Source organism: uncultured Sphingomonas sp. (assembly GCF_964243315.1).
Taxonomy (GTDB): Bacteria; Pseudomonadota; Alphaproteobacteria; order Sphingomonadales; family Sphingomonadaceae; genus Sphingomonas.
In genome coordinates this window covers 99,198-113,554 of the sequence record NZ_CAXTEM010000005.1, presented here as the reverse complement: position 1 = coordinate 113,554, position 14,357 = coordinate 99,198, and the positions used below count along the sequence as shown (strand labels likewise).

Below are 14,357 nucleotides of genomic sequence, written 5' to 3'. Positions count from 1 at the left end.
ACCACGAGAAATACGGCCGCGTGTTCAAGCCGACCGAGATCAAGATGATGCTGACTGCGTTCAGCAACATGGAGACGGTGCACATTGCCGCCTACAGCCATCTGCTCGACACCATCGGCATGCCCGAGAGCGAATATGGCGCCTTCCTCGAATATGCCGAGATGAAGGAGAAGCATGACTACATGCAGAACTTCGGCGTCGACAATGACGAGGATATCGCGCGCACGCTCGCGATGTTCGGCGGCTTCACCGAAGGCGTCCAGCTGTTCGCCAGCTTTGCGATGCTGATGAACTTCCCGCGCTTCAACAAGATGAAGGGCATGGGCCAGATCGTCACCTGGTCGATCCGCGACGAAAGCCTGCATTGCGAGGGCATCATCAAGATGTTCCACACCTTCTGCGCGGAACGCCAGTGCCTGACCAAGGCGGTGAAGGACGACATCGCCGATGTCTGCCAGACGACGATCCGGCTCGAGGACAATTTCATCGACCTCGCGTTCGAGATGGGCCCGGTCAACGGCATGACGCCGAAGGAGATCAAGAAGTACATCCGCTTCATCGCGGACTGGCGGCTCAACCAGCTCGGGCTGAAGCCGATCTACATGATCGACGAACACCCCCTGCCCTGGCTAGCGCCGATGCTGAACGGCGTCGAGCACGCCAACTTCTTCGAACAGCGCGCCACCGAATATTCGAAGGCCGCGACCAAGGGCCAGTGGAACGACGTCTGGGATTCGTTCGACAAGCGCCAGAAGGCCAAGGTCGGCCGCCCCGCGGCGAACGAGGATGCGGGCCAGGAGAGCGGGGACATGTTCTCGGCTGCGGGTGTGGCGGCGGAGTGATGTGATGACCAGTATTGAATTGCCACTAAATCAGGTATTCACACCAACGGGATTCCTGTCCACACCTACGTTGACAGAGACGACGCAGGTGTCGAACGCTCTATTCAAAATGCCTTTGAAACGCCCGGCACGGTAATATCAATATCTGGTCCCTCAAAATCAGGCAAAACTGTTTTAGTAAAAAAGATTGTTGGTGACGAGAACCTAATACAGATCTCAGGTGGCGCGATTGAGTCGTCAGATCAACTATGGGATGCAATCCTTTCTCGCTTGCTTGTTCCAAGCGAATTGACAACTACCCACTCGCTAGCAAATAATAACGATAAGAAGGGTGGAGTCACAATTGGCATGAAAGGTGTGGCGTCGATCGATCTTTCACTCGGACAGGGTCGAGGCGCCACGAAGAGTGTTTCGCAGAAGTTTTTGACCAGCAAGTTTGACGCAGTTGTCAGTGCCTTGTCTGAGAGTGACAAAGTCATATTCATTGATGACTTTCATTATATGAACAGGACACTCCAAAATCGAATAGCTAGGCAGATCAAATCTGCTGCTGAGAGCAGCGTGCATTTCTGCATCGCTTCGGTACCCCATCGCTCAGACGATGTTGTGAGAAGTAATCCTGAACTGCGAGGTCGTACAGTAAACATTGATACGGAATTCTGGGACGCCGATGAGCTTAAGCGAATTGGAGGGATAGGTTTTCCTAAAGCAGGTATTGTTGTCGGGGAGGAACAAATTGGAAGACTGTCGGCTGAATCCTGCAAAAGCCCGCAACTTATGCAAGCGATCTGTCTTGAGTTTGGCAGGTCGATAAATGGAGGCGACGTTGTCGACGACGCATTGTATCAAAAGGTCCTAGGTGAAACAGCAAAGCGGACTGATTACACATCGCTGGTAAAGGCGATGCACCAGGGTCCTCGCTTGCGACGTGAGCGAAATCAATTTGACTTTATAGACGGCACGTCGGGTGACGTATATCGAGCTGTGCTGCTAGCGATAAGCAAGGGAGAGCCCAATTTAACTTGGAGCTATGTTGATCTTCGACAAGCCATATTGAATGTTTGCGTATCTCAGCGGCCAACGGGAAGTAGCTTTGTGGATGCATGCAAAGCCGTCTCCAGCATCGCGAGAGAGAATGCGCCACAGCAGCGGATTATAGAGTGGGACTCCACTAATAACGGAACTCTTTCCATAGTTGATCCCTATTTTCTGTTTTTCCTACGGCAAAGTAGCCTAATCGGTAAAATCGGACGCAAGACGTTCGCCGGCGCCAAATAGTTAACCAGTGCCCTACCTGCGTTCTGCGCTGAACAAGGGCAAACGATCGCATGACAAACCCACCTGCTGTCCTACACGAACCAACGTGGTTACCTACTCCCGCTCCAACCAACCAAGGAGCCGGACCATGCCCAACCCCGCCACCGATCCCGCTGCGACGACCGATCCGCTCGCAGACTATGTCCCCGCCCAGCTTGCGCATCGGCGCAATGGCTGGACCGCGGATCGGCAGCGGCGGTTCCTCGCCATCCTTGCGGAGACCGGGTCGGTCTCGCTCGCCGCTAACGACACCGGGATCGCACCCCGATCGGCGTACCGGCTGCGCGCGCATCCCGCGGGCAAGACCTTTTCGGAAGCCTGGGATGCCGCCCTGCTCTCCTCCACCGATCGGCTGCTGACGCTCGCCTTCGAACGCGCGACGCAGGGCATTCCGCGCGACGTGTGGCGTGACGACAAGTTGATCTCGTCGACGCGACAGCCTTCCGACAAGCTGATGATGTTCCTGCTGACGCATCTGCTGCCGTCGCGGTTCGGGCCGGTGGCGCCCGACTTGCGCGGGCTCCGCAACCCGGTCGGCACCGCGACCTACAATCTGCCGATCCATCTTCGCAATCTGGCCGATATCGATGCGCCCTGCGAGCTGCTGGGCGCGAGCGACCACTATCCCGAACGGCCAATGCTGGACCCGGCCTGACTCGCGCGCGTGCGTGTAGGGTGTGACTCTTGTGACTTTTCGCGGCCCCGATCGCCGTTCCGTACGCGTCCCGTGTTCCTGCGCACGCAGGAACCCAGGGCCGCGAAGGGCAGCGCCTGCAACCCTGGGCTCCTGCCTGCGCAGGAGCACGGCGCGCACCGACGCCGCCAACGAAAAAGGGGCGAGACCCTGCGGTCCCGCCCCCTTGTCGCTCCAAATCCGAACGGACTTAGAAGTGCGTGATCACACCCAGCATCGGGCGGAAGCTGTGCGCGTCGCCGAAGGTGTTGACCTCGGCGCGCAGGCGGAAGCCCGCATTGCCGGTGATCCCGCCGAGACCGATGTCCTTCGGGCCGACTTCGGCGCCGATGCCGTAGGTCATCGCGTGATAGTCACGACCGGTGTCGCCGCCGTTGGTCGAGCGTGCCGAGAAATGGTCGAAATTGACCCACTGGTAGCCGACCTTGCCGTAGAACAGGCCGCTGTCGCCGGCGCGGAAGCCGAAGCGGCCCGCGGCGCCATATTCCCAATCGATGTTGCCATCGATGCCCTTGGCGACGTTGCCCTCGGCGCCGACGAACACCGGTCCGAGGGGGACGTTGATGCCGAGCACGCCCTGGACCAGCGAACCCTCGGGCTTGTAGCCGCGACGGACGCTGCCGTCGGCGTTCAGCGCCTGCGGGATGCCGGCGTTGCGCTCGTTGTCGAACTTTTCCCAGCCGCCCATGATGCCGAAATAGGGCTCGATGCCGAACGCCGGGCTGCCGTCGGGCGCGGTCGCGCCGGATTCCGCAGGTGCGCTGGTGGTCTGCATCGACGCGTCGCTGGGGGCGGTGGTGTCCTGCGCGAAGGCGGGGGTGGCGAGAGCGACGGCTGCAACCGCCGCAAACAGATTAAGCTTACGCATTGTTTTTGATCCTTTTTAACAACCGGGAAGCAGCGATGTACGCGCGCTCACTTGTCCGAGGCCGGTTGAACAGAAGGCGCGGCGCTTTGTTGCACCGCGGTGACAAAAGATCGCAAGGCCCGCAAAACCGTGGCTTTGGAGCAACGGTTTCTTGCGCTCAGATGAACCAATCGTGGTTAGTTGGACTTGATGGCCGGCGTCGCCCTAACCGGCCCGCCGCTGGCGGGCGACGGGTTCGGCTCCGTGACAATCGCGGCGCGAGGCGTCGGCTGCGGGCGGCGCCCGCCGCGGCGCTCGGCCGCATAATTGGCGATATCACGCTCGGCGCGGCTTGCCGCCGCGGACACGTCGACGCTGTTGGTGGTGTCCCCATCGGCGGAACAGGCCGGCAGCAACAGCAGTACGCAAAGGCCCGTCGCGCGCATTCGATCGATCCGTTCACCATCATCCGGACCGACCCAACGATCGCCCGACGGGCGATGTTCCTTGATGTGGATCAAGTTGTCTATAAGGCGGCAACCATCTTCTCGTTGCCGACGAAACCCAGCCGCGTGATCCCGGCGGTCTTGATCGTCGCCAGCGTGCGCGCGAACACGTCGTACCGCGACGTCGCGTCGGCCGCGATCTCCAGCGCCGAAACGGGATCCTTCGCTACGGTCGCCAGCCGCGCGGGCAATTGCTCGGCGCCGATCGGCACGCCATCCCAACTCAGCGCGCCCGACGGGGCGATCGCAATACGGTGGACCGAAACGGGCGGGACTCCGCTCGGACCCGGCGCGGGCAGGTCGATCGGGATCTTGTGGGTCATGATCGGGATCGTCAGGATCAACATGACGATCAACACGAGCAGCACGTCGATCAGCGGCGTGACGTTCAACGCCGGCGCGGGATCTTCGAAGACGGCGGCGCTAGAGCGGATGCTTCTCGACATGACGACCTCCTGACGATGTTACAACGTAACATGATGCTAGGAGGGTGGTTGAGGATGTGCAAGGGGCTACCTATTCCTCCCCCGCCAGGGGGGAGGAACTCAGCAGCTCCGAAGAATTACGGCTTCAGCGCCTCGTCATCGGCGTCGTCGATCTCGTCGTCATCGGTGGTGCCAGCGTCGAAATCGTCCTGAGCATCGTCCTCGTCGATATCGTCCTCGGTCATCCCGACCGACGCGTTCGTCTCGCCGATCTCTTCCGAATCCATCGTCAGCGCGTCTTCGTCGTCATCCTCGTCGTCGCCCAGATCGGGCTCGAGGTCGGTCAGGACGAGGCCGTCGCTCGGGCCCGATCGCGTCGCTTCGAGGATCTCGGCGCGCTGGCTCTCGTCATAGCCTTCCTCGTCATATCCGTCGTCGCCCGATCCCTGTCCTGGCACCTGATGTCCGCCCATACACGCCTCCTGAATGTTACGGCCGGGAAACGGGCGGACGGCGGCGTCGGTTCCGCCCCTGCCCCGCACCCGGGCACCGCTTGCGACGAAGCACCGGCGACGCGCGAGGTGACGCCCGCATCGTCACGACCTATATCATGCGCTCAACAACCGGACTTGCCGCTCATGCTCGATACTCCCGCCACCGCCGCCCAGGTTCCGACGCTCAGCCTGGCGGACCAGGCGACCGACGCCGACGCGTTCGCCGCAGCCTTCGGCACATCGTTCGAACGCTACGGCTTCGCGATCGTCGCCGATCACGGCGTGCCGCATGAGCTGATCGAGCGCGCCTGGGCGCAGACCGCGGCACTGTTCGCGCTGCCCGAGGACGAGAAGCGCGCCTACCACGTCGCAGGCGGTGGCGGCGCACGCGGCTACACCCCGTTCAAGACCGAGATCGCCAAGGGCGCCAGCGCGGTCGACCTGAAGGAGTTCTGGCACGTCGGCCGCGAACTCGCCGCCGGGCACCGCTATGCCGAACAGATGGCGCCGAACATCTGGCCCGATCGGCCGGAGGGGTTCCGCGACACCTTCATCGAACTCTTCGCCGCCTTCGACCGCGCCGGCGACAAGCTGCTCTCCGCGATCGCGCGCCATCTGGGGCTCGCGCCCGACTGGTTCGATCCCGCGGTGAAGGACGGCAATTCGGTCCTCCGCCTGCTCCATTACCCGCCGATCCCCGCCGATGCGGAGGGCGTCCGCGCCGGCGCGCACGAGGACATCAACCTCATCACCCTGCTGCTCGGCGCCGAGGAGGCCGGGCTCGAACTGCTCGACCGCGACACCGGGCGGTGGCTCTCGATCAAGCCGCCGGAGGGCGCGATGGTCGTCAACGTCGGCGACATGCTCCAGCGGCTGACCAACCACGTCATGCCCTCGACCACCCACCGCGTCGTCAATCCGCCGCCCGAACGTCGCGGCCATTCGCGCTATTCGATGCCCTTCTTCCTCCACCCCGCGCCCGATTTCCTGATCGAGACCCTCCCGGCGACGATCACGTCCGACAACCCCAACCGCTACCCGACCCCGATCACCGCGCATGATTACCTGCACGAACGGCTGGTCGAGATCGGCTTGGTGAAGAAGTGAGGGCGCGGACCGATGTTGCCCCCTAACCGTTCGTCCCGCCCCTCCCCCGTTCGTCCTGAGTAGGGATTGAGTAGCCGCGAAGCGGCGTATCGAGAGCCCGTATCGAAGGACAGGTTGGTGCGCGGAGCCTAACCCGGCGTCAACTCGATCAACTTGCCCCCGCCGCCATCCTGCAGCACCCAGATCGACCCGTCCGGCGCCTCCTCCACTTCCCGGATCCGCGCGCCGAGCCCGATCCGCCCCGCCTCGGCAGCGGCGCTGCCGGTGACACGGACGCGAACGATGCCCTGCTGCACCAACCCGGCAAGGATGAAGTCGCCGGTCCACCCGACGAAGCGGCTGCCGCGATACTGGATCATCCCACCCGGCGCGATCACCGGCGTCCAGCTCACCAGCGGCGCCACGAAGCTCGGGTTGGTCGCGTGCCGCGGGATCCTGCTGCCGTCGTAATTGTCGCCCTCGGACACTGCGGGCCAGCCATAGTTGCTCCCCGCGGTGATCAGGTTGAACTCATCGCCGCCCGCCGGCCCCATCTCCGTCTCGAACAGCCGCCCGTCGCTCGCGAACACCAGGCCATACGGATTGCGGTTCCCGAGCGTCCATATCTCCGGCCGCGTGGTCGCCGAACCGATGAACGGATTGTCCGGCGCCGCGCTCCCGTCGAGCGAGATCCGCACGATCTTGCCGAGCGTCCCCGCCGGATCCTGCGCCGGGGTGCCCTGCTGCCGCTCGCCGCTGCTGATGACCAGCGAATTGCCGTCCGGCGCGAACGCCAGCCGCCCGCCGAGCTGCCCGCCCGTCGTCGTCGGCGTCGCCCGCCAGATCACCGTCACCTCGTCGAGCCGCGGCGCGGCCCCCGCGACCAGCACCGCGCGCGCCACCGCCAGCCGCTGCCCGCCACCCGCAGCCTCCGCATAACTCAGCCAGATCCGATTGTTGGTCGCGACGCCGGGATCGAGCACGACGTCCTGCAACCCGATTTGCCCCGATGCCACCACCGCCGGCACACCGGTAACCGCGGTCTTGGCCCCGTTGGCAGCGACCAGATAGAGCCGCCCCGGCTTCTCGGTCACCAGCAACCCACCACTGGGGAGGAAGGTCATCGCCCAGGGATTGTCGAACGTCGCGATCGTCCGCTGCGACACCGCGGTCGTGGTCGGTGCAGGCGTCGGCGATGCAGTTGGGGTCGGCGCGGGTGACGGCGCAGGCGTCGGCGCGCTAACCACCGGTCCCGCTCCACCACCGCCGCCAGATCCGTCGTCACCGCCGCATGCAGTGAGCCCGATCAGCGCGACACCTGCCAGCGCGGCCGCTGCTATCCTCGATTGCCGTCTACTCGCTTCGATCATACGACCTCCGATCTCGGAGATACAATGCTCGGCGACGCTCGCCGGTTCGCCAATGCAGTCGACCGTCTCAGCAAACTTTCGAACTCAGTCGAACCCCCGATCGAGATACCGCGCCGCCACCGCGCAATGCATCGCCACGCCGCGCGCCATCACACTCTCGTCGATCGTCATCCTGGTATTGTGCAGCGGCGGGTTGGTCCGCGGATCGCTGCCCGGCGCAGCCACCCCGATGAACGCCATCGCGCCCGGCAGCTTCTGCAACACGTAGGAGAAGTCCTCCGCGCCCATCATCGGCGGCATCACCTGCCAAGCAGCCTCGCCGCCAAGCTCGACCGCGACGGTTCGCATCAGATCGGTCGCGCGCGGATCGTTGACCGTGACCGGATAGCCAGGCTCGATCGTCGCCATCGCGGTCGCGCCGTGCGCCGCGGCGATCCCCTCGACGATCCGCACGAACGCAGCGCGCAGATCCTCGCGGGTCCGCTCCGACAGCGTCCGCATCGTGCCGAGCAGTTCCACCTGCCCCGGCACGATGTTGTGCGCGGTACCGGCATTGAACTTGGTGATGGTCAGCACCGCGGGATCGGTGACCGGCACGCGCCGTGCGACATGCGTCTGGAGCGCGGTGACGATCTCGCACGCGATCGGGATCGGATCGATACAGTCGTGCGGCATCGCTGCGTGCCCGCCGCGCCCGACGATCGTCGCCGACACGGTATCAGTCGACGCCATCAGCGTCCCCGGCCGGCTGACGACCATCGCCGCCGGGATGTTCGGCGAGATGTGCAGCGCGAAGGCGGCGTCGGGCGCAGGCTCGTCGAGCAACCCGTCCTCGATCATGAAGCGCGCGCCGTGATGCCCCTCCTCGCCGGGCTGGAACATGAACACCACCGTCCCCGGCAGCTCGTCCTTGCGCGCGCACAGCGCCTTGGCCGCACCGACCAACATGGCGCTGTGGGCATCGTGCCCGCAGGCGTGCATCCGACCCTCGACCTGCGAGGCGAAGGGCAGCCCAGTCTCCTCCTGCATCGGCAGCGCGTCCATGTCGCCGCGCAGCAGCACGGTGCGGCCGTTGCCGCGTCCGTTGCCGGCGCGCCCGCCGCGCAAGATCGCGATGAACCCCGTCGTCGAGCTACCCTCGCGGATCTCCAGCGGAAGGCCGACAAGTGCTGCCTTCAGCTTGTCGGTGGTGCGCGGGCAGTGCAGCCCGATCTCGGGATCGGCGTGTATCGAGCGGCGCAGCGTCACGACCTCGTCGAGCGCCTCCTCGCCGACCGCGCCCCAATCGGTGTCGTTCACGAAATCGAGGCTCATCGCGCCACTCCTCATCGTCCGCGGAACAGCCCGCCTAGCACACCGCGCACCAGTCCGCCCACCAAGCCGCCGCCGGCGGATGTCCTGCGACCGCCGCCGAATACCTGCTTGCCGATCTCGTTTGCCACTTGCCGCCCGATCGACGAACTCGCCGCGCGGGTGGCTGACGTCGCCATCTTCGACCAGGGCGAGTCCGCCGCTTCGCGGTCCGCTGCGCGTTGTTCGGCCGCCGCGGCGCGATCCGCCTCACGTTGCCGCACCGCCGCCGCCTTCGCCGCCTGCGCATCGACCTTCGCCTGCGCCGCGGCTGCCTTGGCGCTGTCGGTCGAGGCCTTGGTCGCCGCTGCCGCCGCGGCAGCTTCCTGCGCCTTGGCACCGAGCAGCTCTTCCGCCGACACCCGGTCGATCGCCACGTCGTACTTCGCGCCGATCGCATCGGTCTGGATCAGCACGCCGCGTTCGACCGGCGTCACCGGGCCGACCCGCGATGCGGGTGGCTTGATCAGCGTTCGCTCCACCGGTGTCGGCGCACCGTCGGCCTGCAACAGCGACACCAGTGCCTCGCCGACCTTCAGTTCGGTGATCGCGGTCGCGACATCGACGCCGGGATTGGCGCGGAACGTCTCCGCGGCCGATCGCACCGCCGCCTGATCGCGCGGGGTGAACGCGCGGAGCGCATGCTGCACGCGATTGCCGAGCTGCCCGGCGACGGTATCGGGGATGTCGATCGGGTTCTGCGTGATGAAATACACGCCCACGCCCTTCGACCGGATCAGCCGCACGACCTGCTCGATCTTCTCCAGCAACGCCTTGGGCGCGGCCTCGAACAGCAGATGCGCCTCGTCGAAGAAGAAGCAGAGCTTGGGTTTGTCGGGATCGCCGATCTCGGGCAGCTGTTCGAACAGCTCGCTCATCAGCCACAACAAGAAGGTGGAGTAAAGCTTTGGCGATGCCATCAATTTGTCCGCCGCGAGGATGTTGACCACCCCGCGCCCGCGGTCGTCGGTGACGATCAGATCCTCGATCTCCAGCGCGGGTTCGCCGAAGAAATGCTCGCCGCCCTGGCTGCGCAACTGGAGCAGCGCGCGCTGGATCGCGCCGATCGACTGTTTCGACACATTGCCATAGGTCGTCGTCAACTCGTCCGCCCGCTCGGCGCATTCGGACAGCATCGCCTGCAGATCGTCGAGATCGAGCAGCAGCAGGCCTTCCTTGTCGGCGACGTGGAACGCGATCGTCAGCACGCCTTCCTGAACCTCGTTCAGGTCCATCAGCCGGGCGAGCAACAGCGGTCCCATCTCGCTCGCGGTGGTGCGGATCGGGTGGCCCTGTTCGCCGAACAGGTCCCAGAACTGCACCGGGGTATCGGCATAAGCCCAGTCGGTCATCCCGATCTCGGCCGCGCGCGCGGCGAAGGTCGCGTGCAACTTCGACTGCGGCGATCCCGCCATCGCCAGCCCCGACAGGTCGCCCTTCACGTCGGCGACGAAGCACGGCACCCCCGCCTTCGAAAAGCCCTCGACGATGCCCTGCAGCGTCACGGTCTTGCCGGTGCCGGTCGCCCCCGCGATCAGGCCGTGGCGATTGGCGCGCTTCAGGTCGAGTATCTGCGGCTTGCCGCCGCCCGTGCCGATGAAGATCCCGTCGTCCATGCCGCCTCCGCGTTATCGATCGCCAGTGTACCGCCCCGCCCCGCCAAAAGGAAAGGGCCGCACCCCCTTCGGAGCGCGACCCTCATCCACCCACCGACCGGCGAGGATCAGCCCTTCAGCTTCACCGCCAGGAAGCCCGGGGCATTGCGCCCGCGCTGGACCAGCAGCAGGACCTGCGGCCGTCCGGCGCTCTTCGCCTGCGCGACGACCCGCCCGACATCCGCGGAAGTGCGAACCGGCGTGCCGTTGATCGCCTGGATCACGTCGCCGCGCTTCAGCTTGCCGTTGGCGTCGCTCGCCGGGTCGACCGTGGCGATGACCACGCCCTGCACCGCCGCATCTACCCCGACCGCGCGCGCGATGCCGGGAGTGAGCGGCTGTACGTTCAGGCCGAGCGCGTTGCCGCTGGTCGGCACGACGGCGCCGTCGCTGCCGCCGGTCGCATCGTCGTCGTCGCCACCGAATCCGCCGGCATCGTCACCGCCGTTGACGGTAGCCGCGAGCTGCTCCTCGGACGGCCGCGTCGCCACGGTGATGTTGAGCACCTGCGACTGGTTGTTGCGGATCACGTCGAGGCGCGCGGTGGACCCCGGCTTCACGTTCGACACCAGATAAGACAGCGTCTGATCCGGCGTGACCGCCTGGCCGTTGACCTTCGTTACCACGTCGCCGGCGCGCAACCCGGCCTTGGCCGCCGGGCCCGCGGGCTCGACCCGCGAGATCAGCTCGCCCTGGTTCTTGGGGATGCCGAGCGCCGCCGCCGCATCGTCGTCGACCGGACCACCGATGCCGACGCCGATATAGCCGCGCGCGATCTTGCCGCCCTTCATGAAGGTATCGATGATCGGCTTGGCCTGCTCCGCGGGGATCGCGAAGCCGATGCCGATATTGCCGCCCGACTGGCTGAAGATCTGCGAATTGATGCCGATCACGTTGCCGTTCAGGTCGAACATCGGCCCGCCCGAATTGCCCTGGTTGATCGACGCGTCGGTCTGGATGAACCGGTCATAGGCGCCGCCCTGCCCGGTCACGCGGTTGATCGCGGAGATGATGCCGGCGGTCACGGTGCCGCCGAGCCCGAAAGGCTCGCCGATCGCGACGACCCAGTCGCCCACCCGTGCCCGCGACGAATCGCCAAAGCGCACGAACGGCAGGTTGGTCGCGTCGATCTTCAGAAGCGCGAGGTCGGACGCCTGATCCTGCCCGATCACGCGGGCGATATATTCCTTCTTGTCGGTCAGCGTCACCGTGATGGAATTGACCGTGGCGCCGCGCGCGCCGGGACGGATCACGTGCGCGTTGGTGACGACATAGCCGTCGGGCGAGATCAGGAAGCCCGAGCCCAGCGACGCGCCTTCGCGCTTTACCGGCGCACCGTTCTGGCCTTGACCGCCGCCGAACAGGTCGCCGAACGGCGTGCCTGCGAACGGATTGGCCTGCTGCTGCTGGACGATGGTCTGCTTGGTCGAAATGTTGACGACCGCGGGCTGGAGCTTCGCGACCATATCGGCGAAGCTCATCGGCGCGCCGGCCTTGGGGGCGGCGGCCTGGATCGCGCCGGGTTCGTTCTGCGCGACCTGCGCGGTGCCGGGCTGCAAAGCGAGCGTCGCGGTGGCACCGCCGAGGAGAAGCGCACTGGTAATGGCGTAGGCGTAGCGCACTAGGATGATATCCTCTCTGGAGACGATCGAGATCAGGAGCGCATTCGCAAATCCTGGCTGAACGACCGTTGAATATGAACGCCCGGAAACGCCCGCGGTTGCGCGACCCCAAGGCCCCGCAACCACGTCACATCAGCGGCCCCGGCCCTCGAACTCGCGGAGATAGCTGTTGTTCGGCGACAGGATGATCGACGTCGAGCCGGTCGGCGCATCCGCCCCGTCCGCCCCGAAGGTGTGCCGGTACGACTGCATCGCGCGGTAGAAGTCGTAGAAGTCCGCATCCTTGGTGAAGCTCTCGGCATAGACCTTCGCCGCATCGGCGTCGGCCTGGGCGCGGATGATCTGCGCTTCCTTCTGGCCCTGCGCGCGGATCGTCACCGCCTGTTGCTGGCGCGCCGACTGCATCGACTTCAACGCGCTGTCGAGCGGGCTGCCTTCGGGCAGGTCGGCATGCTTGATCCGCACGTCGACGATCTGCACGCCGTACTGGCTGGCGTTACGCTGCAGCCGTGTCTGGATCGCGTCCATCACCTCGTCGCGCTCGGCGGTCAGAAGCACCGCAAAGCGCCGCTTGCCGAGTTCGCTGCGGATCGCCGAGCCGAGCAGCGGCCGCAGTGCTTCGGCGACGCGGAGCTCGCTGCCCGCACGCGTCACCATCCGCAGCGGATCGATGATCCGGAAGCGCGCGAAGGCGTCGACCTCGAGCCGCAGCTGATCCGCCGACAGCACCTGCTGGTTGTCGTAGTCGACGTCGAGCACGCGCTTGTTGACCCACACCAGCCGGTCGACGAACGGGATCCGCGCGATCAAGCCCGCCCCCGACCGTCCGAAAATCTCGTTCGGCTTCCACGCATTGACCGTGCGCACCGGGTTCTCGAAGCGCAGCACCACGACCTGCTGGGTTTCGGGCACGATCGCGAAGGTCGACGCGCCGATGATCGCGAGCACCAGCGCTGCAATGCCGAGCGCGACCGGGTGACGCCACAGGTTGGCGGTCATTGCGCCTCTCCCCGTGCCGGCTGGGGCACCGCGTCGGGCACCCGCCGTCCGCCACCCAGCGGCAGATAGGGCACCACGCCGCCCGGCGTTTCCACGATCGTCTTGTCGGACTTCGCCAGCACCGCTTCCATGGTCTCGTAATACATCCGTCGACGGGTAACCTCGGGCGCGAGCCGGTACTGCTCGTACACCTTGTCGAATTGCGCGGCCTCGCCCTGCGCGCGTGCCAGCACCTGCTGGACATAGGACCGCGCCTGGTTGCGCGCGGCGACAGCGTCCTGCTGCGCCGCGGTCACGTCCTTGAACGCGTCGTTGACCCGTGCAGGCGGATCCGCCTGCTTGATCGCGACGCCCTGGATGCGAACGCCCGAATTATATTCGTCGAGAATTTGCTGCATGCGATCCTGCACGTTCTGCTCGATCGCGGTCCGCCCCGGCCCGAGCGCCTCGTCGAGCGTTCGGTTGGCGACCGCCTCGCGCATCGCGCTCTCGGCGATCGCGCGCACGGTCTCCTTCGGCTGCGCGATCTGGAAGACGTAATCCTCCGGGCTCGCGATGTTCCAGCGCACCGAATAGGCGAGATCGATGATGTTCTGGTCGCGGGTCAGCACCAGGTTCTCGCCGCTCGATTCGGGGAAATTCTCTTCCCGGATCTGCTGCACGTCGACCTTCTGCACCGCCGCGATCGGCGCCGGCAGGGTCAAGCCGATGCCCGGCTCCAGCGTGCCCGTGTAGCGACCGAAATAGGTCACGACCCCGCGCTGCTGCGGCCCAATGGGATGGATGGAGGTGTAGAGGATCCATACCGCCAGGATGATCCCCGCGCCGATCGCCCACAACAGCCGCGCATTGGGCCCGGTAGGCATGCCCGAAAAGCTGCCCCCGCCATTGCCACCGCCGCCAGGGCCGCGCGCTTTTTTCAAAAACTCGTCGAGCGCCGAAGGCTTCGCCGTGGTCTTGCGACCGCCCGGCGGCAACGCCCATGGATTGCGGGGACCGCCCGAACCGGGCGTGTCGTCACCCGAGCCCCAAGGGCCCTTCGGCGTTTCGGATGCGAGAATGGGAGGGCGCTTCATCCAGCCCGGCAGGGTCATCATACACCCTGTATAGGAAGGCCACAGCTTAAAAAACAGTGGCAAGGCACCGCTGC

14 protein-coding genes are annotated in these 14,357 nt (G+C 65.4%); 4 read left to right on the top strand and 10 right to left on the bottom strand.

All coding sequences use genetic code 11. The features are described from left to right. The 3 genes from ACFE77_RS03180 to ACFE77_RS03170 form a co-directional block, all read left to right on the top strand. A partial coding sequence (locus ACFE77_RS03180; protein ID WP_375420179.1) for a ribonucleotide-diphosphate reductase subunit beta occupies window positions 1-842 on the top strand: 842 nt, incomplete at its 5' end. Window positions 843-1,190: 348 nt separating this feature from the next. Beyond that, window positions 1,191-2,120 carry a hypothetical protein gene (locus ACFE77_RS03175; RefSeq protein WP_375420178.1) on the top strand — a complete coding sequence of 310 codons (930 nt, stop codon included), beginning with the start codon at window positions 1,191-1,193 and terminating at the stop codon, window positions 2,118-2,120. A 127-nt stretch (window positions 2,121-2,247) separates the two neighbouring features. After that, entirely contained in the window at window positions 2,248-2,814 is a 567-nt protein-coding gene (locus tag ACFE77_RS03170) for a hypothetical protein (RefSeq protein ID WP_375420177.1), read from the top strand. Between the two features lie 229 nt (window positions 2,815-3,043). Here the strand turns inward: ACFE77_RS03170 and ACFE77_RS03165 are convergent, their stop codons facing one another. The 4 genes from ACFE77_RS03165 to ACFE77_RS03150 all read right to left on the bottom strand — a co-directional run bounded on the left by ACFE77_RS03165 (window position 3,044) and on the right by ACFE77_RS03150 (window position 5,104). Then, the gene (locus ACFE77_RS03165; RefSeq protein WP_375420176.1) at window positions 3,044-3,721 is read right to left on the bottom strand and encodes an outer membrane protein; all 678 of its coding nucleotides are present in this window, start codon (window positions 3,719-3,721) and stop codon (window positions 3,044-3,046) included. Window positions 3,722-3,897: 176 nt separating this feature from the next. Further along, entirely contained in the window at window positions 3,898-4,221 is a 324-nt protein-coding gene (locus ACFE77_RS03160) for a hypothetical protein (protein ID WP_375420175.1), read from the bottom strand. Window positions 4,222-4,226: 5 nt separating this feature from the next. Continuing rightward, complete coding sequence (locus ACFE77_RS03155) at window positions 4,227-4,652, bottom strand: ExbD/TolR family protein (RefSeq protein WP_375420174.1); 426 nt, start codon at window positions 4,650-4,652, stop codon at window positions 4,227-4,229. Window positions 4,653-4,768: 116 nt separating this feature from the next. Further along, on the bottom strand, window positions 4,769-5,104 hold the full coding sequence (locus ACFE77_RS03150; RefSeq protein WP_375420173.1) for a DNA primase: 336 nt from the start codon (window positions 5,102-5,104) through the stop codon (window positions 4,769-4,771). 165 nt (window positions 5,105-5,269) lie between these two features. Here ACFE77_RS03150 and ACFE77_RS03145 point away from each other — a divergent pair, with 165 nt between their 5' ends. Further along, a complete protein-coding gene (locus ACFE77_RS03145) occupies window positions 5,270-6,232 on the top strand; it encodes an isopenicillin N synthase family dioxygenase (RefSeq protein WP_375420172.1) in 963 nt (320 codons plus the stop codon). A gap of 128 nt (window positions 6,233-6,360) precedes the next feature. Here ACFE77_RS03145 and ACFE77_RS03140 read toward each other — a convergent pair whose 3' ends face one another. The 6 genes from ACFE77_RS03140 to hflK all read right to left on the bottom strand — a co-directional run bounded on the left by ACFE77_RS03140 (window position 6,361) and on the right by hflK (window position 14,304). Further along, the gene (locus ACFE77_RS03140) at window positions 6,361-7,458 is read right to left on the bottom strand and encodes a PQQ-dependent sugar dehydrogenase (protein WP_375420171.1); all 1,098 of its coding nucleotides are present in this window, start codon (window positions 7,456-7,458) and stop codon (window positions 6,361-6,363) included. Window positions 7,459-7,665: 207 nt separating this feature from the next. After that, the gene (locus ACFE77_RS03135; protein WP_375420170.1) at window positions 7,666-8,895 is read right to left on the bottom strand and encodes a M20 family metallopeptidase; all 1,230 of its coding nucleotides are present in this window, start codon (window positions 8,893-8,895) and stop codon (window positions 7,666-7,668) included. Between the two features lie 11 nt (window positions 8,896-8,906). After that, a complete protein-coding gene (locus ACFE77_RS03130) occupies window positions 8,907-10,547 on the bottom strand; it encodes a helicase HerA-like domain-containing protein (protein ID WP_375420169.1) in 1,641 nt (546 codons plus the stop codon). Window positions 10,548-10,654: 107 nt separating this feature from the next. After that, complete coding sequence (locus ACFE77_RS03125) at window positions 10,655-12,208, bottom strand: Do family serine endopeptidase (protein ID WP_375420168.1); 1,554 nt, start codon at window positions 12,206-12,208, stop codon at window positions 10,655-10,657. 132 nt (window positions 12,209-12,340) lie between these two features. Further along, window positions 12,341-13,207, bottom strand: coding sequence for a protease modulator HflC (gene hflC, locus ACFE77_RS03120; RefSeq protein WP_375420167.1), 867 nt, complete (start codon window positions 13,205-13,207; stop codon window positions 12,341-12,343). Beyond that, window positions 13,204-14,304 carry an FtsH protease activity modulator HflK gene (gene hflK, locus ACFE77_RS03115; protein WP_375420166.1) on the bottom strand — a complete coding sequence of 367 codons (1,101 nt, stop codon included), beginning with the start codon at window positions 14,302-14,304 and terminating at the stop codon, window positions 13,204-13,206. Before hflK ends, hflC begins: the two co-directional genes overlap by 4 nt. Window positions 14,305-14,357 lie beyond the last annotated feature (53 nt).

Bases quoted from the DNA above. Each gene is read 5' to 3' on its own strand.
- ACFE77_RS03155 (WP_375420174.1), bottom strand. From the start codon at position 4,652: ATGTCGAGAAGCATCCGCTCTAGCGCCGCCGTCTTCGAAGATCCCGCG.
- ACFE77_RS03130 (WP_375420169.1), bottom strand. From the start codon at position 10,547: ATGGACGACGGGATCTTCATCGGCACGGGCGGCGGCAAGCCGCAGATA.
- ACFE77_RS03150 (WP_375420173.1), bottom strand. From the start codon at position 5,104: ATGGGCGGACATCAGGTGCCAGGACAGGGATCGGGCGACGACGGATAT.
- ACFE77_RS03145 (WP_375420172.1), top strand. From the start codon at position 5,270: ATGCTCGATACTCCCGCCACCGCCGCCCAGGTTCCGACGCTCAGCCTG.
- ACFE77_RS03165 (WP_375420176.1), bottom strand. From the start codon at position 3,721: ATGCGTAAGCTTAATCTGTTTGCGGCGGTTGCAGCCGTCGCTCTCGCC.
- ACFE77_RS03170 (WP_375420177.1), top strand. From the start codon at position 2,248: ATGCCCAACCCCGCCACCGATCCCGCTGCGACGACCGATCCGCTCGCA.
- hflC (WP_375420167.1), bottom strand. From the start codon at position 13,207: ATGACCGCCAACCTGTGGCGTCACCCGGTCGCGCTCGGCATTGCAGCG.
- ACFE77_RS03175 (WP_375420178.1), top strand. From the start codon at position 1,191: ATGAAAGGTGTGGCGTCGATCGATCTTTCACTCGGACAGGGTCGAGGC.
- ACFE77_RS03135 (WP_375420170.1), bottom strand. From the start codon at position 8,895: ATGAGCCTCGATTTCGTGAACGACACCGATTGGGGCGCGGTCGGCGAG.
- hflK (WP_375420166.1), bottom strand. From the start codon at position 14,304: ATGATGACCCTGCCGGGCTGGATGAAGCGCCCTCCCATTCTCGCATCC.